Raw genomic sequence first — 24,190 nt, 5'->3', positions numbered from 1 at the left:
CGCCGTCCGGCCGCTCCTGCACCTGGGCCGCAGGGGAGTCCCGCTCGGCCGCTCCAGCCCCGGCTGACGCGTCCTCAGAGAGCCACGGTGAGCTGCGCCTCGATGTGCGCGCGCAGGACGCTCGCCATGTCCGTGGCGCAGTCGCTGAGCAGCCACTGCACCTGGAGCCCGTCCATCAGGGCGATCAGCTGCCGGCCCGCTGCGTCCGGGGCGATACCGGCCCGCAACGCGCCTTCCTGACGCACCTGTTCGTAGGTGAGCTGGGCACCCGCGACCGAGTTCTCGTAGCGGCGCACGAAATATCCGTGGGCGGGGTGGTCGGCGGCCGTCGCCTCGGTGGAGACCACCGAGAACAGCTCGACGATCCCGCGCCTTCCGGCGTTCAGCGCGGCCAGTTCGGCGAAGCGTCGCAGCCGTTGGACACCCGTGGTGCCGCCGACCGAGAGCCATGCGTCGTCCACGTCGTCGCGGTGCTCCAGCACGGCGAGCAGCAGCGCCTCCTTGGTCGGGAAGTGGTGCAGCAGACCGGTGTGCGAGATGCCGCTGCGGGTCGCGATCACCCGTAGCGACGCTCCCCGGTAGCCGGCCTCGCCGAACAGGGCCATGGCCTGATCGAGGATCTCGCGCCGCTTGGCGCGGCCCTTCGCGTAGCCGCGCGGTGCTTCGGCCGACACTCGCCACTCTCCCGGTCCGCCGGCCATCGGTCAGGCCGGCACTTCGGTCCATCGGACACCCATTCAACCGCCCGAGGGCCCGGGCCCCGGAGATTGGGCCCCGGAGATACTTACCAGGTGGTCGGTATTGACTCTATGGTGAAGGCGAACCATTCGCGAAAGGACCCCCGGTGGCCCCCTCCCTGCCCTATCTCGACCCCGCCCTCCCCGTCGCCGAGCGGGTCGGCGACCTCCTCGGCCGCATGACCCTGGCCGAGAAGACCGGTCAGATGCTCCAGCTGAACGCCAAGAACGGGGTCCGCCACCTCATCGAGGACCTGCACGCGGGCTCGATCGTCCACGCCTCGCCCGCACACGTCCTCGAAGCGGCGGAGCTGACCGGGCGGACCCGGCTGCGCATCCCGCTGCTGGTCGCCGAGGACTGCATCCACGGCCACTCCTTCTGGGAGGGGGCCACGATCTACCCCACGCAGCTCGGTCTGGCCGCGACCTGGGACCCGGAGCTCGTGGAGCGCGTCGCGAGGGCCACCGCGGTCGAGGTGGCGGCGACAGGCGTCCACTGGACGTTCTCACCGGTGCTCTGCATCACCCGGGACCTGCGCTGGGGCAGGGTCAGTGAGACCTTCGGCGAGGACCCCTTCCTGATCGGCGAGCTGGCCTCGGCGATGGTCCGCGGCTACCAGGGCGAGGGCCTGGACGACCCGACGGCGGTCCTGGCGTGCGCCAAGCACTTCGCGGGGTACTCCGAGACCCAGGGCGGCCGTGACGCGAGCGAGGCCGACATCTCCCGGCGCAAGCTCCGCTCCTGGTTCCTGCCTCCGTTCGAGCGGGTCGCCCGCGAGGGCTGCCGTACGTTCATGCTCGGCTACCAGTCCATGGACGGGGTGCCGATCACCGTCAACGACTGGCTGCTCAACGAGGTGCTGCGCGGCGAGTGGGGCTACACCGGCACGCTGGTCACCGACTGGGACAACGTCGGCCGCATGGTGTGGGAGCAGAAGATCTACGCCGAACACGCCCAGGCCGCCGCGGCGGCGGTCCGGGCGGGCAACGACATGGTGATGGCCACCCCTCAGTTCTTCGAGGGCGCGCAGAGCGCGGTCGCCGAGGGAACTCTGGACGAGGCGGAGATCGACGCGGCCGTACGGCGCGTCCTGACCCTGAAGTTCGAGCTCGGCCTCTTCGAGAATCCCCGCCACCCCGACGCCGCCCGGCAGGCCGCCGTCATCGGCAGCGCCGGGCACACGGCGCTGAACCTCGAGTCCGCCCGCCGGTCGCTGGTCCTCCTCACCAACGACGGCACCCTCCCGCTGGCCGGCGGACTGACGGCCGGCCAGGACGGACGCGCCGTCGCCGGTGCGGGCTCCGCGCCGCGTACGGTCGCCGTCATCGGCCCCAACGCGGACGACGCGCAGACCCAGTTGGGCGACTGGGCGGGCTCCTCCGGCCAGACGGACTGGATGCCGGACGGCCACCCGCGCGCCATGATCCGCACGGTGCTCGACGGCTTCCGCGATCATGTCCCGGACAGCTGGCACGTCACCTACGCGCGGGGCGCCGAGATCCTCTCCGTGGGTCCCGACCCGGAGGGCGCGTTCTTCCCTGACGGGCAGCCCCGCCCGGACGTGGTCGTCCCCGCGGAGCCCTCCGACGCCCTGATCGCCGAGGCCGTCGCCGCGGCCGAGGCCTCCGACCACGTCGTCGCCGTGGTGGGCGACCGCATCGAGCTGGTCGGCGAGGGGCGCTCGACCGCGACCCTGGAACTCGTCGGTGACCAGGTGGCACTGCTCGACGCGCTCGCCGCGACCGGCAAGCCGATGGTCGTCGTGGTCATCAGCTCGAAGCCCCTGGTGCTGCCGCCGTCCGCGCTGGGCGCGGCGGCGGTCCTGCACGCCTTCAACCCGGGCATGCAGGGTGGCCGTGCGGTCGCCGAGGTCCTGCTGGGCCTCGTCGAGCCGTCGGGCCGACTGCCCGTCTCCTTCGCCCGGCACGCGGGGCAGCAGCCGACGTACTACAACCAGATCCGCGGCCAGCACGGCTCCCGGTACGCCGATCTCACCCAGCGTCCGGCCTTCGTGTTCGGCGAGGGCCTGAGCTACACGACCGTCGCCTACTCCGGTCTGGAGGTGCTCACGGCGAGCGTCGGGGAGCGCGACACGCTGCGGGCCCGCGTCACCCTCCGCAACACGGGTACGCGGCCGGCCCTGGAGACCGTGCAGGCCTACATCAGCGACACGGTGACGTCCGTGACCTGGGCCGAGAAGGAGCTCAAGGCCTACCGCCAGGTGACGCTGGCCCCGGGCGAGGAGCGCGAGGTGCTGCTGGAGCTGCCTGTCTCCGAGTGCACCCTCGTGGACGCCGCCGGCCGGCGCGTCGTCGAGCCCGGCGCCTTCGAGCTGCTCGTCGGCCCGTCCTCGTCCGACGACTCCCTCCTGCGGGCCGGCTTCACCGTGAAGGGCTGAGGCGGGGCCCCGGAAATGGAAACCGCCTCCCGGCCGGCGGGGGGAGCCGGTCGGGAGGCGGAGTTCGGGGCGGGGCGCCCGGGGGCACCCCGGAGGGCGGAGCGTGGCGGGTGGCCGAGGCCACCCGCCATTCTCTTAGCCCTGGTGGGGGTAGGTGTAGTCGGTCGGCGGGACCAGCGTCTCCTTGATGGCGCGGGTCAGCGTCCAGCGCTGCAGGTTCTGCGGGGCGCCCGCCTTGTCGTTGGTGCCCGAGCCACGGCCGCCACCGAAGGGCTGCTGGCCGACGACGGCACCGGTCGACTTGTCGTTGATGTAGAAGTTGCCCGCGGCGTAGCGGAGCTTGTCCATCGTGTACGCGGCGGCCGCGCGGTCGTTGGAGATGACCGCGCCGGTCAGCGCGTAGTCGGAGACCGACTCCATCTGCTCCAGCATGGCGTCGTACTTCTCGTCCTCGTAGACGTGCACGGCGAGGATCGGGCCGAAGTACTCGGTGGTGAAGACCTCGTTGGCCGGGTCGTCGCAGACGATGACGGTCGGGCGGACGAAGTAGCCGACGGAGTCGTCGTACGTGCCGCCGGCGACGATCGTGCACGTCGGGTCGGCCGCGGCGCGGTCGATGGCGGCCTTGTTCTTCGCGAAGGACCGCGCGTCGATGACGGCGCCCATGAAGTGCGACAGGTCGGTGACGTCACCCATGGTGATGGAGTCGACCTCGGCCGCGAACTCCTCCTTGAAACCGGAGTTCCAGATGGAGGCCGGGACGTAGGCGCGCGAGGAGGCGGAGCACTTCTGGCCCTGGTACTCGAAGGAGCCGCGGGTCAGCGCGGTCTTCAGGACGGCGCGGTCGGCGCTCGGGTGCGCGACGACGAAGTCCTTGCCGCCGGTCTCGCCGACGAGCCTCGGGTAGGTGCGGTAGTTGGCGATGTTGTTGCCGACCGTCTTCCACAGGTGCTGGAAGGTGGGGGTCGAGCCGGTGAAGTGGACACCGGCCAGGTCGCGGTGGTTCAGCGCCACCTCGGAGACGGCGATGCCGTCGCCGGTGACCAGGTTGATGACGCCCTTGGGCAGCCCGGCCTCCTCCAGGAGCTGCATGAGCAGCACGGCGGCGTGGGTCTGCGTCGGGGACGGCTTCCACACCACGACGTTGCCCATGAGGGCGGGCGCGGTGGGCAGGTTGGCCGCGATGGCCGAGAAGTTGAACGGCGTGATCGCGTAGACGAAGCCCTCGAGCGGGCGGTGGTCCATGCGGTTCCACACGCCGGGGGAGTTCGCCGGCGGCTGCTCGGCGAGGATCTGGCGCGCGTAGTGCACGTTGAAGCGCCAGAAGTCGACGAGCTCACAGGGACAGTCGATCTCGGCCTGCTGCGCGGTCTTGCCCTGGCCGAGCATCGTGGAGGCGGCCAGCGTCTCGCGCCAGGGACCGGACAGCAGCTCGGCGGCGCGCAGGATGATGGCCGCGCGGTCGTCGAAGGACATGGCGCGCCAGGCCGGAGCGGCTGCGAGAGCCGCGTCGACGGCGTCCTGGGCGTCCTGCTCGGTGGCACCGGCGAAGGTGCCGATGACGGCCTTGTGGTTGTGCGGCTGCACGACGTCGACACGCTCGCCGCCGCCCATGCGCTTCTCGCCGCCGATGGTCATCGGCAGGTCGATGGGGTTCTGGCTGAGCTCCTTGAGCTTCGCCTCCAGGCGGGCTCGCTCGGCGGTGCCGGGGGCGTAGGAGTGGACCGGCTCGTTGACCGGCGCGGGGACCTGGGTGACAGCGTCCATGAGTGCCTTGTCTCCTTGGTTGAGGTGGGTGGTCGGCCGGGCAGGTCAGCCCTTGGTGACGACGGAGCGGGCGAAGAAGAGCAGGTTGGCCGGCTTCTCCGCGAGGCGGCGCATGAAGTATCCGTACCAGTCGGTGCCGTACGCGGTGTAGACGCGCATCCGGTGGCCCTCGGCCGCGAGCCGGATGTGCTCGTCGCTGCGGATGCCGTACAGCATCTGGAACTCGTACTCGTCCAGTTTGCGCCCGGCCTGGCGTGCGAGCTCCTGGCCGATGGCGATGAGACGGGGATCGTGGGAGCCGATCATCGGGTAGCCCTCGCCCAGCATCAGCGTCTTCAGGATGCGGACGTACGCCTTGTCGATCTCCGGCTTGCTCTGGTACGCGACGGAGGCGGGCTCCTTGTAGGCGCCCTTCACCAGGCGGACCCGGCTGCCCGCGGCGGCGAGGCGTCGGGCGTCGGCCTCGGTGCGGAACAGGTAGGACTGGATCACGCAGCCGGTCTGCGGGAAGTCCTTCCGCAGCTCCTCGTGGATGGCGAACATCGAGTCGAGGGTGGTGTGGTCCTCGGCGTCCAGCGTGACCGTGGTGCCGATCGCGGCGGCGGCCTCGACGACGGGGCGGACGTTGGCGAGGGCCAGCTCGTGACCACCCTCCAGCGCTTGGCCGAACATCGAGAGCTTGACGGACATCTCGGCCTGGGTGCCGAGGCCGAGCTCCTTCAGGCGGCCGATGAGCTCCAGGTAGGCGTCGCGCGCGGCGGCGGCCTGCTCGGGGGTGGTGATGTCCTCACCCACGACGTCCAGGGTGACCTCGAGGCCCTTGGCGGCCGCGTCCTGGATGACGGGGACGACCTGGTCGACGCCCTCACCGGCGATGAAGCGGTCGACGACCTGCTTGGTGCCCGGCGCGGCCGAGATGAAACGACGCATCTTGTCGCTGCGTGACGCGGCGAGAATCACGGGACCCAGCACGGGGCACCTCCACGGAGTACGAACGAGGCCGGACCGGTAGGCATATGAACAGACCGGGACGGCACGGAGAACCACTGTGAAATCTAGGGACCCGTGTACCCGCCTGCCATCGACAGCTGTCACGCATCCGTGTACTGGATCTCAGACAAATGTCTGAAGGGGTGCGAGAATGACGGGGTGAAGGGCGATTACCAGGAGCTGGTCGACGAGATCTCCGCGCTGCTCAGCGCCCCCGCGACGCTGGAGAACCGCGATTTCGGCCTGGTCGCCTTCGGGGCCCACGACAGCGACGACGACACGGCCATGGACCCTGTCCGTACGCGCTCGATCCTCACCCGGCGCTCCACCCCCGCGGTCCGGGCCTGGTTCGAGGGTTTCGGCATCACCCGTGCGACGGGCCCGGTCCGCATCCCGGCCGCCCCGGAGGCCGGGGTGTTCCGGGACCGCATCTGCCTTCCGGTACGCCATCGGGGTGTCGTGCTGGGCTACGTGTGGCTGCTGGACGCCGACCCGGGACCGACGGACGAGCAGCTGACCGCGGCGATGGACGTGGCGTCCCGCATCGGGGCGCTCCTCGCCGACGAGGAGCGGGCGGGCGCGGACCTGTCGCGGGAGTTCGGCGCGGTGCTCGTCGCCGGGCGCGGCTGGCAGCGCGACATGGCGGTGGCCGCTCTGCACGACGCCCTGGGAGCCGACGCGGACGGGCTGCACACGGTGGTCTCTGTGACCCCGTGGCCCGGCGAGACCCCTTCCGTGCGTACGGTGCCCTCGGCTGCGGCCCTCGCCACGGCGCCCTGGGCCGGCGGCCATGCCCTGGCCGCCCTGGTCCGGCTGCGCTCCCCCGAGGCGCTCGACCCGGCGACGGCGGCTGCGGAGCGGCTGCGCACCACCGCCGGGCCCGCCGCGACCGCGGGCCTCGCCGCCGCCCGCCGGGGCCTGGCGGAGCTGGCGGACTCCTGGCACGAGGCCCTGTCCGCCGCCCGCGCCGCCGCGGCGGAATCCCGCTTCGGCCCGGTCGCCGACTGGTCGGCCATCGGCCCGTACCGGCTCCTGACCGCCCTGCCCCGCACCCCGGACACCGCGCCGGACCGGGCCGTCCGCCCCCTGCTGGCCCCGCCCCACGCGGAGCTGGCGCGCACCGCCGAGGTGTTCCTCGACCTGGCGGGCCAGGCGAGCCGGACGGCCACGGAGCTGGGAATCCACCGCCAGACGCTCTACTACCGGCTCGCCCGGGTCCAGCAGCTCACCGGCCTCGACCTGAACGACGGCGAGGACCGGCTCCTGCTGCACATGGCGCTGAAGCAGACCCGGCTGTAGAAGCGCGGGGCCACGCACGACCGCGCGGGGACCGGTCAGTCGGTGAGGTTCACCGAGCGGGCCGAGACCGCGCCGATCTCGTCGGCGATCTCGTTGAGGACCGACTGCGGGATGGTGTCGTCGACCGTGAGGACGACCAGCGCCTCGCCGCCCGCGTCCTGCCGGGAGACCTGCATGCCGGCGATGTTCAGCCCGGCCTCACCGAGGATCTTGCCCACCGCGCCGACGACGCCGGGACGGTCCTCGTACCGCAGGACGACCATGTGGTCGGCGAGGGCCAGGTCGACGTCGTGCTCGCCGATGGCGACGATCTTCTGGAGGTGCTTGGGGCCGGCCAGCGTGCCGGAGACCGCGACCTCCTCGCCGCTCGACAGCGTGCCGCGGACGGTCACCACGTTGCGGTGGTCCGGCGACTCGGAGCTGGTGGTGAGGCGGACCTCGACACCGCGCTCCTGCGCGAAGAGCGGGGCGTTGACGTAGCTGACGGTCTCGTCGACGACGTCCTCGAAGACGCCCTTGAGCGCGGAGAGTTCCAGCACCTTCACGTCGTGCTGGGTGAGCTCGCCGTAGACCTCGACGTCGAGACGGGCCGCGACCTCGCCCGCGAGCGCGGTGAAGATCCGGCCGAGCTTCTCGGCGAGCGGCAGTCCGGGACGCACGTCCTCGGCGATGACACCGCCCTGGACGTTGACCGCGTCGGGTACGAGCTCACCGGCGAGCGCCAGGCGGACGGACTTGGCGACGGCGATGCCCGCCTTCTCCTGCGCCTCGTCGGTGGAGGCGCCGAGGTGCGGGGTGCAGACGACCTGGTCGAACTGGAAGAGCGGGGAGTCCGTGCAGGGCTCCTTGGTGTACACGTCCAGACCGGCGCCGGCGACCCGGCCCTCCTTGAGGGCGGAGGCGAGCGCCTCCTCGTCGACGATGCCGCCGCGCGCGGCGTTGACGATGCGCACCGAGGGCTTCACCTTGTGCAGCGCGTCGTCGCCGATCAGGCCGAGCGTCTCGGGGGTCTTGGGGAGGTGCACCGTGATGAAGTCGGAGACCTCGAGCAGCTCGTCCAGCGTAAGGAGCTTGACGCCCATCTGCGCGGCGCGCGCGGGCTGCACGTAGGGGTCGTACGCGACGATCTTCATGCCGAAGGCCGACATGCGCTGCGCGACCAGGACGCCGATGCGGCCGAGGCCGACGACGCCGAGGGTCTTCTCGCTGAGCTCGACACCCGTGTACTTGGAGCGCTTCCACTCGCCGTTCTTCAGGGCGGTGTTGGCCTGCGGGATGTTGCGCGCGGTGGCGACGAGCAGACCACAGGCCAGCTCGGCGGCGGTGACGATGTTGGACGTCGGCGCGTTGACGACCATCACGCCGGCCTTGGTGGCCGAGGAGACGTCGACGTTGTCCAGACCGACGCCCGCGCGGGCGACGACCTTCAGCTGCTTCGCCGCGGCGATGGCCTCGGCGTCGACCTTGGTGGCGGAGCGCACCAGGATCGCGTCGACGTCGACGATGGCGGGGAGGAGTTCGGCGCGGTCCGCGCCGTTGCAGTGCCGGATCTCGAAATCCGGACCCAGAGCGTCGACCGTGGCGGGCGACAGCTCTTCAGCGATGAGTACGACAGGTTTCGAGCTCACGTGTGTCCTCACAAGTCCAGTGCGGACGGCCGTCCCGACGGCCGCAGGCGGTGGAGGGGCTAGCCGCGTGGAAGACGCACGACACTGTGGGCCCTGACGCGTGTATGTGTTGTTGAGAGTGTAGTCATGCGGCCGGGCACATACTGCGCCCCGGTGGAAGGATCACCCGCACGGGGTGGACGGTCTGTACAGCCGTACGGTGCCGCCTCCTGCCACCCACCTCTCCCCGCAGTGACACGGGGTGTGAGGCAGGCCGTGCGCCGAGGGGCAGGCCCGGTGCGGACCTGCCCCTCGGCGAGAACTCAGGCGTCCTCGTTGTCGACCCAGCTCATGAGCTTGCGGAGCTCCTTGCCGGTGGTCTCCAGCAGGGACTCGCTGTCGGCCTTCTTGTACTCGTTGTACTTGGGCAGACCGTTGTGGTACTCGGCCATCCACGCCTTGGCGAAGGTGCCGTCCTGGATCTCGGCGAGGACCTTCTTCATCTCGGCCTTGGTGGCGTCCGTGATGATGCGCGGGCCGGTGACGTAGTCGCCCCACTCGGCGGTCTCCGAGATGGACCAGCGCATCTTCTCCAGGCCGCCCTCGTACATGAGGTCGACGATGAGCTTCAGCTCGTGGAGGCACTCGAAGTACGCGATCTCCGGCTGGTAACCGGCCTCGGTCAGCGTCTCGAAACCGGCCTTGACCAGGGCGGCGGTGCCACCGCAGAGAACGGCCTGCTCACCGAACAGGTCGGTCTCGGTCTCCTCGGTGAAGGTCGTCTTGATGACGCCGGCGCGGGTGCCGCCGATGCCCTTCGCGTAGGAGAGGGCGAGCTCCAGGCCCTTGCCCGTGGGGTTCTGCTCGACGGCCACGATGCACGGGACGCCGCGGCCTTCCTCGTACTGGCGGCGGACCAGGTGGCCCGGGCCCTTCGGGGCGACCATGCAGACGTCGACGTTGGCCGGCGGCTTGATGAAGTCGAAGCGGATGTTCAGGCCGTGGCCGAAGAACAGCGCGTCGCCGTCCTTGAGGTTGTCCTTGACGGACTCCTCGTAGACCTGGGCCTGGATCGGGTCCGGGACGAGGATCATGATGACGTCGGCCTCGGCGGCGGCCTCGGACGGGGTCACCACGCGCAGGCCCTGCTCCTCGGCCTTGGCCTTGGACTTCGAACCCTCGTGCAGACCGACACGGACGTCGACACCCGAGTCACGCAGCGACAGCGCGTGGGCGTGCCCCTGGCTGCCGTAACCAAGCACCGCGACCTTACGGCCCTGGATGATGGACAGGTCGGCATCGTCGTCGTAGAACAGCTCGGCCACTGGGTCTTCTCCTTGGTGTGCAGGTGTTGCGTCCCACCGTACGGCGGGGTGCGTCGGATACGTTGCCGGGTCTCGCCATACGAGCGGCGGAGCGACCCGTGGGGTCACGCCGTACGGTCGAGTGCGCGCAGAGAACGGTCGGTGATCGAGCGCGCGCCGCGCCCTATGGCGATGGTGCCGGACTGGACGAGCTCCTTGATGCCGAACTGCTCCAGCATCTTGAGCATGGCCTCCAGCTTGTCGGCGCCCCCTGTCGCCTCGATCGTGACGGCCTCCGGGGAGACGTCCACGGTCTTGGCGCGGAACAGCTGGACGATCTCGACGATCTGGGAGCGGGTCTCGTTGTCGGCGCGGACCTTCACCAGGACGAGCTCCCGCTGGATCGCTGCGGAGGGCTCGAGTTCGACGATCTTCAGGACGTTGACCAGCTTGTTGAGCTGCTTGGTCACCTGCTCCAGGGGCAGGCCCTCGACGTTCACGACAATGGTGATGCGTGAGATGTCGGGATGTTCGGTGGTACCGACCGCGAGCGAGTCGATGTTGAAGCCGCGCCGGGAGAACAGGGCCGTGATCCGGGCGAGGACACCCGGCTTGTTCTCGACCAGGACGGAGAGCGTGTGCTTGGTGGACATGGAGTCGGTCTCTCTCTGTCTCTCAGTCGTCTTCGTTGTCGCCGAAGTCGGGGCGGACGCCGCGCGCTGCCATGACCTCGTCGTTGGAGGTGCCGGCGGCGACCATCGGCCACACCATGGCGTCCTCGTGGACGATGAAGTCGATGACGACCGGGCGGTCGTTGATCGCGTTGGCCTCGGCGATGGCCTTGTCGAGGTCTGCCGGGTCCTCGCAGCGGATCGCGTAGCAGCCCATGGCCTCGGACAGCTTGACGAAGTCCGGGACGCGGGTGCCCTTGGCGGCGTTGCCGTCCGCGTCCGGGCCCGAGTGCAGCACGGTGTTGGAGTACCGCTGGTTGTAGAACAGGGTCTGCCACTGGCGGACCATCCCGAGCGCGCCGTTGTTGATGATGGCGACCTTGATCGGGATGTTGTTGAGCGCGCAGGTGGTGAGTTCCTGGTTGGTCATCTGGAAGCAGCCGTCGCCGTCGATCGCCCAGACCGCGCGCTCGGGCATGCCGGCCTTGGCGCCCATGGCGGCCGGGACGGCGTAGCCCATGGTCCCGGCGCCGCCGGAGTTGAGCCAGGTCGCGGGCTGCTCGTACTGGATGAAGTGCGAGGCCCACATCTGGTGCTGGCCGACGCCCGCCGCGAAGATCGTGCCCTCGGGGGCGAGTTCGCCGATGCGCTGGATGACCTGCTGGGGCGAGAGGCTGCCGTCCTCCGGCAGGTCGTAGCCGACGGGGTAGGTCTCGCGCCAGCGGTTGAGGTCCTTCCACCAGGCGGCATAGTCGCCGGTGTGGCCTTCGGTGTGCTCGGCCTGGACCGCCTGGACGAGGTCGGCGATGACCTCGCGGGCGTCGCCGACGATCGGGACGTCCGCGGCGCGGTTCTTGCCGATCTCGGCCGGGTCGATGTCCGCGTGGACGATCTTGGCGTAAGGGGCGAAGCTGTCCAGCTTGCCGGTGACGCGGTCGTCGAACCTGGCCCCGAGCGCGACGATCAGGTCGGCCTTCTGCAGCGCGGTGACGGCGGTGACCGAACCGTGCATGCCGGGCATTCCCACGTGCAGCGGGTGGCTGTCGGGGAAGGAGCCGAGCGCCATCAGGGTGGTGGTGACGGGCGCTCCGGTGAGCTCTGCCAGGACCTTCAGCTCCGCGGTGGCGCCGGCCTTCATGACGCCGCCGCCGACGTAGAGCACCGGGCGCTTGGCCTGGGTGATGAGCTTGGCGGCCTCACGGATCTGCTTGGCGTGCGGCTTGGTGACCGGGCGGTAGCCCGGCAGGTCCATCGTCGGCGGCCAGCTGAAGGTGGTCTTCGACTGCAGCGCGTCCTTGGCGATGTCGACGAGGACCGGTCCCGGACGGCCGGTGGAGGCGATGTGGAAGGCCTCGGCGATCGTGTGGGCGATGTCCTCGGCGCGGGTGACCAGGAAGTTGTGCTTCGTGATCGGCATCGTGATGCCGCAGATGTCGGCTTCCTGGAAGGCGTCCGTGCCGATGGCCGCGGAGGCCACCTGCCCGGTGATCGCGACCATGGGCACCGAGTCCATGGCCGCGTCGGCGATCGGGGTGACCAGGTTGGTCGCACCGGGACCCGAGGTGACCATGCAGACACCGACCTTGCCGGTGGCCTGCGCGTAACCGGTGGCCGCGTGACCGGCACCCTGCTCGTGGCGGACCAGGATGTGGCGGACCCGGGTGGAGTCCATCAGCGGGTCGTACGCCGGGAGGATGCAGCCGCCGGGGAGGCCGAATACGGTGTCGGCGCCGACTTCCTCGAGAGAACGGATGAGGGACTGCGCGCCCGTGAGGTGCTCAACGGTGGCGGAGGACGGTCCGCCGTTACGGGCCCGCGGCTGCGGGTGCTGGGCCCCGGTGGCCTGCTCGGTCATCGGCATTCTCTTCTCGAAGCTGAGGGTTTATGCGGTGTTTTTGCGGGGTTTTGAAAGGTCCCGGTGCAACAAAAAACCCCTCGTGCCGTGAGGCAAGCGAGGGGAGCGCGCCGGTGCGGTCTGCGGGGTGTCCATGAGTGACCCTGCTTCAGCCGACGCGCTTTCCAAGTACGAGAATTCGGGTGCGCATGGCATTGACCCTCTCTCCGGCACACACATGGTGTCAAGTGGGTGGGACGGGAGTCTCATCATGTGAGCGGCCCTGGAGCGGGAGCGCGCCGCCCGCCAGCACCGGTTGAGCGGCCGGGCCGATGCCCGGGACGGGGTACGTCCCCCGGATCAGGGTGCGCCGCAGCCGGTACTCGTCCAGCGGGCCGGCGAAGGCCATCCCCTGGCCGTGCGTGCACCCCATGGCCCGCAGGGCGCGCACCTGTTCGGGCACGTCCACCCCGTCGGCCACGGACTGCATCCCGAGATCTCCGGCGATGCGCAGCAGCCCGCTGGTGATCTTGTGCAGCCTCGCCGACTCGACGACGCCCTCCACCAGGCACCGGTCCAGCTTCAGGACGTCGACGGGCAGCCGGCGCAGGGCGTTGACCGCGGCGTACCCGCTGCCGAAGCCGTCGAGCGCGATCCGGACGCCGAGACGGCGGAGCGCGACCAGCCGCCGCTCCAGCTCGTCGATGGAGATCCGCGGGTCGCTGTCGGCCACTTCGATCATCAGGGCGCCGGAGGGCAGCCCGTGCCGGGTCAGGAGCCCCTCGACGGACCCCAGGGGCAGCGCGCGGTCCAGGAGCCGGGCGGCCGACACGCGCACCGACACGGAGACCGGATGTCCGGCCCGGGACCGGTCCGCAGCCTGCTCGACGGCCTCCTCCAGCAGCCAGGTGCCGAGCTCGGCGGCGCGGTCGCCGCCCTCGGAGACCCGGAGGAATTCGGCGGGGGTGAACAGGATGCCCTGGGCGGAGCGCCAGCGGGCCTGGGCGGCGACGGCCGCGACCGTGCCGCTGGCCAGGTGGACGACGGGCTGGTGGAGCAGGGCGAACTCGCCGTCGCGCAGGGCCGTGCGGAGCCGTGACGCGAGCTCCGAGCGGCGGACGACGTCCGCCTGCATCTGGGGGGCGTACAGCTCGACCCGGTCCTTGCCGCTCGCCTTCGCCCGGTACATGGCGAGGTCGGCGTTGCGCATGAGGTCCTTGGGCGTGATGGAGGGCTCGGCGAAGGCGACCCCGATGGAGGCGGCCACCCGGACCTCACCGGTGCCGATCCGGTACGGCTGGGAGAGCCTGAGGCGCAGCCGGTCGGCGATCTCGTGGACCTGGTACTCCCTGGCGGCCTGGTCGCGGGTGCCGTCGCCGACGATGAGCGCGGCGAACTCGTCACCCCCGAGGCGGGCCGCTGTGTCCGAGGTGCGTACGGACTCCTGGAGGCGGCGTGCGGCCTGGACGAGGAGCTCGTCGCCCGCCTGGTGGCCGATGGAGTCGTTGACCGCCTTGAAGCCGTCGAGGTCGATGAAGAGCACGGCGGTGCCCGGGTCCCCGGCCCGGCGCCCGCCGAGCGCCTGGCCGACACGGGTGGTGAAGAGGGCGCGGTTGGGCAGGTCGGTGAGCGGGTCGTGTTCGGCGTTGTGCTGCAACTGCGCCTGCAGTCTGACCCGCTCGGTCACGTCGCGGCTGTTGAGGAGCAGACCGCCCTGGTGGCGGTTGACGGTGGACTCGACGTGGAGCCAGTCGCCCGTGCCCGATCTGAAGCGGCACTCGATCCGGGTGGTGGGCTCCTCCCGGGACGGCACGGCGAGGAAGCGCCGCAGCTCGTGGACCACTCCCCCGAGGTCGTCGGGGTGGATGATCGACGACAGCTCCGCGCCGACGAGGTCCTCGGCGTCGCGCAGGTAGACCCCGGCCGCCGCGGGACTGACGTAGCGGAGCCTGCCGCTGGGTTCGGCGATCATGATGACGTCGCTGGAACCCTGCACCAGGGACCGGAAGTGGTTCTCCTTCTGGGCGAGTTCCTGGGTGAGCGCGATGTTGTCGAGGAGCATGATGGCCTGCCGGAGGACCAGCGCGAGCACCACCGTGCATCCGGTGAGGACCACGACCCGGTCGACCCTGCGGCCCTCCACCACGTTGTACAGAATGCCGAGGGTGCAGACCGCAGCGGCCAGATAGGGCGTGAGCGCGGCGAGGGACCCCGCGATCGGGCGGCTCACGGCTCGCGGCTCCAGGGAGGGGGCCTCGACAGCGTTGTCCTGGCCACGGCGGACACCCCAGGGGGCGTACGCGAGGAGCAGGGAGCCGGAGAACCAGCCCGCGTCCAGCAGTTGGCCCGACTGGTAGGCCGAACGGAGCAGCGGGGCCGTGAACAGGGCGTCGCACAGCACGGTCAGGGCGAGGCCGGCGATGGCGGTGTTCACGGCGGAGCGGTTCATGTTGACCCGCCGGAAGTGCAGCGCGAGGACCATGGAGACCAGCACGATGTCGAGCAGCGGGTAGGCCAGCGAGAGCGCCGCCCTGGCCACGCTCTCACCGGCGGCGTTGGCGAGATGGGCGGTGTGTGCCAGCGCGAGGCTCCAGGAGAGCGTCAGCAGGGACCCGCCGATCAGCCAGGCGTCCAGCACCAGGCAGACCCAGCCGGCCCGCGTGACGGGCCGCTTGGCCAGGACGAGCAGCCCGACGATGGCGGGCGGCGCGAAGCAGAGGAAGAACAGGTCCGCGAGGGAGGGGCTGGGCACGGGGCGCCTCAGCACCACCTCGTACCACCCCCAGACCGCGTTGCCCCCCGCGGCCATGGCCGAGGAGAGCGAGAAGAGGAGCCAGGCGGGCCTGAACCGGCCTCCGCCGGAGCGGGCGTAGACGAAACAGGACACCGCGGCGATCAGGGCAGCGACGCAGAGGCCGAAGTCCCCCATGAACAGGGCGACTCCGGGCGATCCCCAGCCGAGGGCGGCTCCCACCGCGTATCCGGCGCAGACGGCACCGAGGACGAGCTGGGAGCGCAGCCCCACGGTCCGGCCCGAGGCCGGCCGCCTGGAGAGCAGGGCCGCGAGGGCGCTCACCGGAGGGCTCCACGGGCAGGCCCTGGCGCCCTCGCCGCCGCCTGCCTCGCCTGCCCGCCACGCCGCGTCGGATCGTCTCTCCGCTGCCCGAACATGCCCGTCGCCCCCTCGCGTTCCGCTTCCCCCCGGCACCGTCCCTTCCACGGCGCAGCCCTCTTGTGGACGATACACCAGAGCCGTCACTCAGGGACATAGCTTCTCTACTCTCCGTTACCACCTGCGGTGTTGCCGGGACACAGAGCGCCGGAACCGCTCCGGAGCGTGGTCAGCCGGTGGTGAGTACGAGGTTGGCGACCGGCTCTCCCGCGGCGAACCGGGTGAGCTGTCCGGCCAGCAGACGCTTGGCCCGGGGCAGGAACGCGGAGGTGCTGCCGCCCACATGGGGGGTGATCAGTGTGTGGGGAGCATGCCAGAGAGGATGGCCGGCGGGCAGCGGTTCGGGGTCGGTCACGTCGAGCGCGGCACGCAGTCGCCCTGACTCGAGTTCGGACAGCAGGGCCGCGGTGTCGACGACGGCGCCCCGCGCGACGTTCACGAGCAGTGCGCCGTCGCGCATCGCGGCGAGGAAGCCGGGTCCCACCAGCCCTTGTGTGGACGGGTTCAAGGGGGTGGACAGGATGACGATGTCGGCCTCGGGGAGGAGGGCGGGCAGATCGTCGAGCGCGTGCACGGGGCCGCGCGCGGTTGTCCGTGCGGAGCGCGCGACGCGCACCACCCGCGCGCACTCGAAGGGTTCGAGCCGGTCCTCGATGGCGGCGCCGATCGATCCGTATCCCACCACGAGAACGGACTTGTCGGCGAGCGCCGGATAGAAGCCGGACCGCCACTCCTCCTTGTCCTGGCCGTGCACGAAGCCGGGGAACCCCCGGAGGGAGGCGAGTATCAGGGCGAGAGCCAGCTCGGCCGTCGAGGCCTCGTGCACACCCTTGGCGTTGCACAGCCGCACTCCGGCGGGCAGCAGGCCGAGCCCCGGCTCCACGTGGTCGATGCCCGCGGAGAGGGTCTGGACGACCTGGACGGCCTTCATCCCCTCGAGCGGGCGGACCGCGACCTCCGAACCCTTCATGTAGGGAACGACGTAGAAAGCGCAGTCGGAGGGGTCCGCCGGGTAGTCCCGGCCGCCGTCCCAGAAGCGGTAGTCGAGGCCCTCGGGGAGGCCGTCGATCTCATCGGCGGGAAACGGCAGCCATACGTCGGTGGCAGATGTAGAAGTCATGGTCAGGAGGCTATGCGAAGGGCGCGGAGGCGTAGAGGTTACTTTGGGGTGCTGGTGGCCCGTGATCATGGGCCGAGGGAGGGTTCGGGGAGTTGGAGCGCAGGACTATCGGTGCGGCGGCACTCGCCGTGGGTGCGGTCGGGCTGGGCTGTATGCCGATGAGCTGGGCGTACAGCACGTCGCAGCAGCGCGGTGACCGCTCGGTGCGGACCGTGCACGCCGCGCTGGACGCGGGTGTCCAACTGCTCGACACCGCCGACATGTACGGGCCCTTCACCAATGAGCTGCTGGTGGGCCGGGCGCTCAAGGGCCGCCGCTCCGAGGCCTTCCTCTCCACCAAGTGCGGTCTGCTGGTGGGCGATCAGCACATCGTGGCGAACGGGCGTCCGGGCTATGTGCGCCGTGCGTGCGACGCCTCGCTGCGACGGCTCCAGACCGATGTGATCGATCTCTACCAGCTGCACCGGGCGGATCCCGAGGTACCGGTCGAGGAGACCTGGGGCGCGATGGCGGACCTGGTGACGGCGGGCAAGGTGCGGGCGCTCGGACTGTGCGCGGTGGGGGCCCGGGCCGGGCGCCGGCCGGGGGCGCGGATGCACGACGGGACCATCCGGCAGCTGGAGCGGATGCAGCAGGTCTTTCCCGTCAGCGCGGTCCAGGCGGAGCTCTCCGTGTGGTCGCCCCAGGCGCTGGAGGATCTGCTGCCGTGGTGCTCGGCCCGGGGTGTGGGGGTGCTCGCGGCGATGCCGCTGGGCAGCGGCTATCTCACGGGCACGCTCAAGCCCGGCCAGGGTTTCGAGCCGGACGACCCGCGGGCCAGGCACCCCCGGTTCACGGGCGAGATGATGGCGGCCAACCAGCCGGTGGTCGCGGGGCTGCGCAGGATCGCGGAGCGGCACGGCGCCACTCCGGCGCAGGTGGCCCTGGCCTGGGTCCTGCGGCAGGGCCGCCACGTGGTGCCCGTGCCGGGCACCAAGCGGGAGCTGTGGGCCGTGGAGAACGCGGGGGCGGCGGGACTTGTGCTGACCGACCGGGATCTGGGCGAGATAGCCGGGCTGCCGCGTGCCCGCGGGTCGTGGGACTGAGACGGCCCGCACAGGAGGACGGCCCGGCTCCGGGGCGGGAGAATTGGCGGAGATCGGGAACCCGGGCGGAGCGGCGGTGTAAGAACATGGTCGTGCGACCCTCGAAAGGATCGGTGCTGTGCAAACTCCCGTGCTGCGCAAGGGGGTAGTGGCCCTGCTCGCCTCGGCCTCCCTCCTGCTGACCGCCTGTTCGTCCGACGACGGCCCGGCGGCCGGTGAGGGCGCCTCCTCGCCCCCGGGCGCCACGTCCGCTCCCCCGGCCTCGGCGAGCCCGTCGGCGGACCTGCCGCCGGCCAAGGGCTCGGCCGAGGTGGTGAAGACGCTCACGGACGGCCTCGCGTCACCCTGGGGCCTGGCGGCGCTGCCCGGGGGCGACCTGCTGGTCTCCTCGCGTGACGAGGCGACGATCACCAGGGTCGACGGGGAGAGCGGCAAGAAGACCCTGCTGGGCTCGGTGCCGGGGGTCGCGCCCGCGGGTGAGGGGGGTCTGCTGGGCCTCGCCGTCGCACCGACCTACGGCGCGGACCACCTGATCTACGCGTACTTCACCACCGAGTCGGACAACCGCGTCGCCCGCCTCCAGTACGACGAGGAGAAGCCCGCAGGACAGCAGTTGGGCGCCCCGGACACCGTCCTGCGGGGCATCCCGAAGGGCGCCGTCCACAACGGTGGCCGGATCGCGTTCGGCCCCGACCGCATGCTGTACGTGGGCACGGGCGAGACGGGCGACACGGGCCTCGCCCAGGACAAGGCGTCCCCCTCGGGCAAAATTCTCCGGATGACGCCCGACGGCGAGCCGGTGCACGGCAATCCCGAGGCCGACTCGCTGGTCTATTCGTACGGGCACCGCAATGTGCAGGGCCTGGCCTGGGACAGCGGAAAGCGGCTCTGGGCGTCGGAATTCGGCCAGGACACCTGGGACGAGCTGAATCTGATCGAGCCGGGCAAGAACTACGGCTGGCCCGATGTCGAGGGCAGGAAGGGCGAGGAGGGCTTCGTCGACCCGGTGGCCCAGTGGAAGACCTCCGAGGCCTCGCCGAGCGGTATCGCGTACGCCGAGGGTTCGATCTGGATGGCCGGCCTGCGGGGTGAGCGGCTCTGGCGGATCCCGCTGTCGGGCAAGGCGGACGGGGAACCCCTGGCCGCCCCCCAGGCGTTCCTGGAGGGGAAGTACGGCCGTCTGCGCACGGTGCTCGCCGCCGGCGGCGACAAGCTGTGGCTGGTCACGAGCAACGCGGACGGCCGTGGCTCCGCGAAGTCGGGCGACGACAGGATCCTGCTCCTGAAGGTGCGGTAGCGGGTGTCCAGGGCCCGACAGGACCCGTCAGGCCGGGCGGGCAGCACCTCCCGCAAGGTGACGCTCCGCCGCCCTGCGCCCGGGCTGCCTCCCGAGGACGGCCGACAGGATGACGACCGGCCCCGCGGCTGAGAACCGCGGGCGACCGGCCCGGTCTCACCCCGCCGCGTACAGCCGGAAGCGGTGCGCCAGGGCGGCCGCCTCGCCACGGCTGGAGACGCTGAGCTTGGCCAGGATGTTGGACACGTGCACGCTGGCGGTCTTCGGCGAGATGTACAGCTCCTCCGCGATCCGGCGGTTGGTGTAGCCCGCCGCGACCAGCCGGTGCACCTCCTGCTCCCGCGAGGTCAGCTTGAACGACTCGATGGCGTCCACCGCGGGGGCGGGTCCGGCGGGCCGGGCTTCGTCCTCGGCCGCGTCGCCCGGTCCGGTGAGCGCGATACGGGCCCGGCCGGCGAGCAGCTCGATGCTCTCGGCGAGCGGCCGGGCCCCGAGGCGTACGGCGACCGCGTGGGCCTCGCGCAGGAGTCCCGCCGCGGGTGTCCGGTCGCCGGAGGCGGTGAGGATCGCCTCCGCCCAGTGATGGCGGATCCGGGCCAGCTCGAAGGGGCGCTGGAGCGGGGCGAAGGCGGTGGCGGCCCGGCGCCAGTGGTCCGGGGTGTCCGCCCCTTCCGCCCGGGCCAGTTCGGCCTCGATCAGCACGCCGTACGCCGCCCAGACGGGCACCAGCGTCGGCAGCCGCTTGAGGTGGCCCCGGATGCGCTCCAGGATCGCCGGCCGTCCGGGATCCGTGGCGGGCAGCCCGCGTGCGTCGGCCTCGATCGCGGCGGCGGCGTGGAGCAGCGGCAGGGAGTACCGCTGGGTTCCCGGTGGCAGGCCGATGTCGGACTGCGCCTCGAACGCGGCCCGCGCCTCGGAGAGCATGCCCTTCCGGGCGGCGATGACCATGGCGTGCCGTACCGGAGAGATCAGGTGCTGCGGCTGCGTTTCATGGCCGAGATGGCGGCGGTTCAGGGACAGTTGTTCCTCGGCCTCCTCGAAGTCCCCGGTGGCCAGGGCCAGATCGGTGCGGCGGGCGGCCACCAGGGCGTTCGACTTGCGGGACCGGGCCAGCGGGGCCGCGGCCTCCGCGGCGGCCCGGCTCTCCTTCCAGTGCCCCAGCGAGTAGTAGGACTGCGCCTGGTTGGCCCGTGTCCAGGCCTCGGACTCGGGGACCCCGTGGCTGTGGCAGATCCGGATGCCGTGGTCGGCGGCCGCGACCGCCTCCAGGGAGCGGCCGCAGGATTCGAGCGAGGAGGGCAGGTTGGTGGCGGCACGGCTCATGACGCCCACCAGGTGCAGCTCCTCGGCCCGGTCGCGGACGGCGTACATCTCGGCGATGCCCTCCTCGACGTCGCCCGCGTCGATCGTGAGCCAGCCGCGGGTGAGCCTGGCGTGCAGCTCGATGGACTCCTCGCCGACGAGCCGGGCGTACTCCACGGCCCGGTCGGCCGCGACGAGCGTCTCGGGTCCGGGCCGGTGCAGGGCGCCCCAGCCGGCGACCGAGGCGAGGACGTCGGCGTGCACGGCGGACGGCTGCAGACCCCGCACCAGGTCCTCGGCGGTGGCCAGTTCCTGACGGCCGTCCCCCCGGGAGAGGCTCTGCATCAGGAGGGAACGCTGCACCCAGAACCACGCCGCGCGCAGCGGGTCCCGGCCCCGGTCCAGGATGCGCAGCGCCTTCTTCGCGAGGGCCAGGGCCCGTTCGCGGTCGCCGCCGAAGCGGGCGGACACCGTGGCCTCGGCCATCAGGTCGAGGTAGCCCAGCGGGTCCGCCGGATCGCAGCCGCACCCCGGGTAGGCCTCGGCGTGGTCGAGTGGGCGCAGGGTGGCGCGTACCTCGTCGGGGACGTCGTCCCAGAGTTCCATGGCCCTCTCCAGCAGCCGGAGTTGCTCGCTGTACGCATAGCGGCGCCGGGCCGCCACCGCTGCCTGGAGCACGGCGGGCAGCGCCCTGACCGCGTCGTGCGCGGCGTACCAGTAGCTGGCGAGGCGGGCGGCGCGCTCGTCGGCGCGCACGAGGGACGGGTCAACTTCCAGCGCTTCGGCGTAACGGCGGTTCAGGCGCGTGCGTTCACCGGGCAGCAGGTCGTCGCTGACGGCCTCGCGGACCAGGGAGTGGCGGAAGCGGTATCCGTCGGTGTCGGGGGCGGGCAGCAGCAGGTTGGCGCCGACCGCCGCTCGCAGGGCCTCGTCGAGGTCGTCCTCGGAGAGGCCGGCGACGGCGGCGAGGAGCGGGTGCTCGACCGTGGAGCCGCCCTCGGCGATGATCCGGGCGATCCGCTGCGCGTCCTCGGGCAGCGCCTCGACGCGGACCAGGAGGAGGTCGCGGAGGGAGTCGGAGAGCCCGGAGCCGTCGCCGCAGCACTCCACGCTGCGGGCGAGCTCCTCGACGAAGAAGGCGTTGCCGTCGGAGCGTTCGAAGATGTCGTCGACCAGTGCGGCGTCGGGGACCATCGCGAGGATCCCGGTGAGCTGCCGGCCGACCTCGGCGCGGCTGAAGCGGTCGAGTTCGATACGGCGGACCGTGCGGAGCCGGTCGAGCTCGGCGAGGAGCGGGCGCAGGGGGTGGCGGCGGTGGACGTCGTCGGCACGGTACGTCCCGATCACGACGAGGCGGCCGCTGCGCAGGGTGCGGAAGAGATAGGCGAGCAGATGGCGCGTGGAGGCGTCGGCCCAGTGCAGGTCCTCCAGGACGAGGACGACCGTGCGGGTGGCGGAGACGCGCTCCAGCAGCCGGGCGGCGAGCTCGAAGAGCCGGGCGGTGCCGTGCTCGTCGTCCGGTGCCCGGTCGGCCTCGCCCAGTTCGGGCAGCAGCCGGGCGAGCTCACCCTCCTGGCCGGCCAGAGCCTCCGTCAGTTCCTCCGGGAGCGCCCGGCGCAGGGCGCGGAGCGCCGTCGCGAACGGGGCGTAGGGCAGGCCGTCGGCCCCGATCTCCACGCACCCGCCGACGGCCACGACGGCGTCGCGGCGGCAGGCCGCCCGGATGAACTCCTCGACCAGCCGGGTCTTGCCGACGCCCGCCTCGCCGCCGACGAGCAGTGCCTGCGGTTCCCCGGCGGCGGCGCGGGCGAGCGTCTGGGTGAGCGCGGCGAGTTCACCGGCGCGGCCGACGAAGACGGGGCTGACGGTGTTGGTCTCCACGTCGCCGAGCATCGCATACGCGTACGACACCCCGGCGACCGTTTTTCGGGGACGGTCCATCGCTACGCAGCGCGGACGAACCAGCTCCGGTTCTTCCCCACCCGCCCTTCGGTGTCGTCCTGTCCGGAACGGCGGGCGGCGCGGCGGGCGAGGACCGCCTGGCGGACGGTCCGCTGCTCCTCGGCCCTGCGGATCAGCTCGGCGACGGCGAGCTGGTGGATCTCGTACTCGTACATGGTGTTCTCCCTGGTGGAACGGAAAGTGGGGGCACGGCTTCTGCCGTGCCCCCACTCTCGTCCGTCAGGGGTTGCCGCCACATCGGGCGAGTGCCGCATCTCTGCGGGTGGGGGGCCTTAGGCCCGGGTGGCGGATGCCTTAGACCGGCCGGTTCCCCTGTGCCGGCCGGCCCGGGCCGACTGCCGCCAGGTCCTCAGCCGGCCGCGGACGGCAGGGCGACGAAGAGGTCGAGGTACATGCCCACGGAGATCAGCAGGCCGAGGACGCCGAGTGCGATGCCCGCCATGGCGACGGAGCGGACCCAGCCCGCCTGCGGAACGAGGGAGGGGGTGCCGAAGGAGGGCCGGACCAGGACGAAGACGCCGACGAGCAGCGCGAGCAGCGCGAAGACCCCGTTGACGAGGGCCGTGCTGTGCCACGCGTCGCCGTAGATCTCGGAGATCTGCTGGGCGGCGCTGCCGGTACCGCCGGAGGTCTTGATCTGGCCGACCAGGGTCTCGCGCTCGGCGGCTACACGGCCGGTCCAGGCGCCCGAGAGCGAGATGACGCCCAGCCCGGCGGCCACCACGGCCGCGGCTCCGGTTCCGGCCCCGGACGCCGCGGCCGCTTCGGCCTCGGCGTAGGGGTCGGGCTCCAGGTCGGTCTCGATGCCGTCCTCCGCGGCCGCGTCCGTCGCCGCCACGTCCATGGCGGTCACGTCCGACGCGGTCACACCCGGTGCGACCCCGTCCGGTACGGCGTCTTCCTTCGGCCCGGCCTGCTTCGTCACGCCCGGCGCGGTGGCGGTTCCGTCGGCCGCCTTCTTCTCCTCGGTGTCGTCGGTGGTCGGAGTGGAGGGGGAGGTGTTCATGCGCCGCACGCTAGGGGTCCCGTATGAGAACCTCCTTAAGACCGGCCCGCAGACGGGCACCTCAGCTCTTCCTCTGCCGCCATTCGGACGCCAGAAGGGCCCAGATCTCCTGGTCGTGACGCTTGCCGCGGTACGGATAGGCCTCGCGGAGTACACCCTCACGGGTCATGCCGAGCCGTTCTGCGACGGCGACACTGCGCCTGTTGGCCGAGGACGCTACCCACTCCACGCGGTGCATGCCCCGCACGCCGAAGGCCCAGTCGATCAGCTTCCGTGAGGCCCGGGTGACCAGGCCGCGGCCTTCGGCGGCCGCCTCCAGCCAGCAGCCGATCTCGCAGTTGCCGGTCTCCGCCTCGAATATCCGGAACAGGACGCCGCCGACCAGCGTGCCGTCCAGCCAGATGCCGTAGAGCCGGCCGGTGTCGGCCGCCTGCTTGTCCGCGTACCGCTGGAGCAGGGCGCGTGCGGACGTGAGGTCCTTGGCGGCCGCGGCGAACGGGATCCAGGGGTCGACCAGGGCACGCGCCCGGTCCATGTGGGCCAGGAACTCCTCGGCCTGCCAGGGCTCGATCGGCCGGAGCTCCGCTCCGTCGTCCCCCAGTGACACCGTGAACACAGTGAATCTCCTCGGTCTTCGT

At 71.5% G+C, this 24,190-nt stretch carries 17 protein-coding genes; 4 read left to right on the top strand and 13 right to left on the bottom strand.

Going from position 1 to position 24,190, the window contains the following annotated elements; genetic code table 11:
* Window positions 1-74 precede the first annotated feature (74 nt).
* The gene (locus ACIQM3_RS06180; protein ID WP_401619398.1) at window positions 75-701 is read right to left on the bottom strand and encodes a TetR/AcrR family transcriptional regulator; all 627 of its coding nucleotides are present in this window, start codon (window positions 699-701) and stop codon (window positions 75-77) included.
* 143 nt (window positions 702-844) lie between these two features.
* Between ACIQM3_RS06180 and ACIQM3_RS06175 the strand changes: the two genes are divergently transcribed.
* Window positions 845-3,136 carry a glycoside hydrolase family 3 N-terminal domain-containing protein gene (locus tag ACIQM3_RS06175; protein ID WP_401619396.1) on the top strand — a complete coding sequence of 764 codons (2,292 nt, stop codon included), beginning with the start codon at window positions 845-847 and terminating at the stop codon, window positions 3,134-3,136.
* A 135-nt stretch (window positions 3,137-3,271) separates the two neighbouring features.
* Here the strand turns inward: ACIQM3_RS06175 and pruA are convergent, their stop codons facing one another.
* Both pruA and ACIQM3_RS06165 read right to left on the bottom strand, forming a co-directional pair.
* A complete protein-coding gene (pruA, locus tag ACIQM3_RS06170; protein ID WP_401619393.1) occupies window positions 3,272-4,903 on the bottom strand; it encodes an L-glutamate gamma-semialdehyde dehydrogenase in 1,632 nt (543 codons plus the stop codon).
* Between the two features lie 45 nt (window positions 4,904-4,948).
* A complete protein-coding gene (locus ACIQM3_RS06165) occupies window positions 4,949-5,875 on the bottom strand; it encodes a proline dehydrogenase family protein (protein WP_401619390.1) in 927 nt (308 codons plus the stop codon).
* 177 nt (window positions 5,876-6,052) lie between these two features.
* On the opposite strand from ACIQM3_RS06165, the gene ACIQM3_RS06160 reads away from it, so the two are divergent.
* Window positions 6,053-7,192, top strand: a complete 1,140-nt coding sequence (locus tag ACIQM3_RS06160; RefSeq protein ID WP_401619387.1) for a PucR family transcriptional regulator — start codon at window positions 6,053-6,055, stop codon at window positions 7,190-7,192.
* Between the two features lie 35 nt (window positions 7,193-7,227).
* On the opposite strand, the gene serA is transcribed toward ACIQM3_RS06160, so the two are convergent.
* The 6 genes from serA to ACIQM3_RS06130 form a co-directional block, all read right to left on the bottom strand.
* Window positions 7,228-8,820 carry a phosphoglycerate dehydrogenase gene (serA, locus tag ACIQM3_RS06155; protein ID WP_401619384.1) on the bottom strand — a complete coding sequence of 531 codons (1,593 nt, stop codon included), beginning with the start codon at window positions 8,818-8,820 and terminating at the stop codon, window positions 7,228-7,230.
* A gap of 302 nt (window positions 8,821-9,122) precedes the next feature.
* Window positions 9,123-10,124, bottom strand: a complete 1,002-nt coding sequence (gene ilvC, locus ACIQM3_RS06150) for a ketol-acid reductoisomerase (protein WP_389193933.1) — start codon at window positions 10,122-10,124, stop codon at window positions 9,123-9,125.
* Window positions 10,125-10,228: 104 nt separating this feature from the next.
* Window positions 10,229-10,756 (bottom strand): acetolactate synthase small subunit, encoded by a 528-nt coding sequence (ilvN, locus tag ACIQM3_RS06145; RefSeq protein WP_104789338.1) that lies wholly within the window; start codon window positions 10,754-10,756, stop codon window positions 10,229-10,231.
* A gap of 22 nt (window positions 10,757-10,778) precedes the next feature.
* Window positions 10,779-12,635: an acetolactate synthase large subunit gene (locus ACIQM3_RS06140; protein ID WP_401619380.1), complete on the bottom strand. Its 1,857-nt coding sequence runs from the start codon at window positions 12,633-12,635 to the stop codon at window positions 10,779-10,781.
* Window positions 12,636-12,852: 217 nt separating this feature from the next.
* Window positions 12,853-15,684, bottom strand: a complete 2,832-nt coding sequence (locus tag ACIQM3_RS06135; RefSeq protein ID WP_401619377.1) for a putative bifunctional diguanylate cyclase/phosphodiesterase — start codon at window positions 15,682-15,684, stop codon at window positions 12,853-12,855.
* A gap of 265 nt (window positions 15,685-15,949) precedes the next feature.
* Window positions 15,950-16,900, bottom strand: a complete 951-nt coding sequence (locus ACIQM3_RS06130; RefSeq protein ID WP_401619374.1) for a 2-hydroxyacid dehydrogenase — start codon at window positions 16,898-16,900, stop codon at window positions 15,950-15,952.
* A 128-nt stretch (window positions 16,901-17,028) separates the two neighbouring features.
* Here ACIQM3_RS06130 and ACIQM3_RS06125 point away from each other — a divergent pair, with 128 nt between their 5' ends.
* Both ACIQM3_RS06125 and ACIQM3_RS06120 read left to right on the top strand, forming a co-directional pair.
* Window positions 17,029-17,985 (top strand): aldo/keto reductase, encoded by a 957-nt coding sequence (locus ACIQM3_RS06125; protein ID WP_401620023.1) that lies wholly within the window; start codon window positions 17,029-17,031, stop codon window positions 17,983-17,985.
* A gap of 118 nt (window positions 17,986-18,103) precedes the next feature.
* A complete protein-coding gene (locus ACIQM3_RS06120; protein WP_401619372.1) occupies window positions 18,104-19,282 on the top strand; it encodes a PQQ-dependent sugar dehydrogenase in 1,179 nt (392 codons plus the stop codon).
* A gap of 156 nt (window positions 19,283-19,438) precedes the next feature.
* Here ACIQM3_RS06120 and ACIQM3_RS06115 read toward each other — a convergent pair whose 3' ends face one another.
* From ACIQM3_RS06115 to ACIQM3_RS06100, 4 genes are all read right to left on the bottom strand, one after another.
* Window positions 19,439-22,477, bottom strand: coding sequence for an AAA family ATPase (locus ACIQM3_RS06115; protein WP_401620020.1), 3,039 nt, complete (start codon window positions 22,475-22,477; stop codon window positions 19,439-19,441).
* A 50-nt stretch (window positions 22,478-22,527) separates the two neighbouring features.
* A complete protein-coding gene (locus tag ACIQM3_RS06110; protein ID WP_401514554.1) occupies window positions 22,528-22,701 on the bottom strand; it encodes a hypothetical protein in 174 nt (57 codons plus the stop codon).
* 194 nt (window positions 22,702-22,895) lie between these two features.
* Complete coding sequence (locus tag ACIQM3_RS06105; RefSeq protein WP_401619370.1) at window positions 22,896-23,552, bottom strand: hypothetical protein; 657 nt, start codon at window positions 23,550-23,552, stop codon at window positions 22,896-22,898.
* 61 nt (window positions 23,553-23,613) lie between these two features.
* Window positions 23,614-24,168, bottom strand: coding sequence for a GNAT family N-acetyltransferase (locus tag ACIQM3_RS06100; protein WP_401619367.1), 555 nt, complete (start codon window positions 24,166-24,168; stop codon window positions 23,614-23,616).
* Window positions 24,169-24,190: the final 22 nt, after the last annotated feature.

The organism is Streptomyces sp. NPDC091271 (genome assembly GCF_044757505.1).
GTDB lineage: Bacteria > Actinomycetota > Actinomycetes > Streptomycetales > Streptomycetaceae > Streptomyces.
This window is presented reverse-complemented; position numbering and strand designations above follow the sequence as displayed.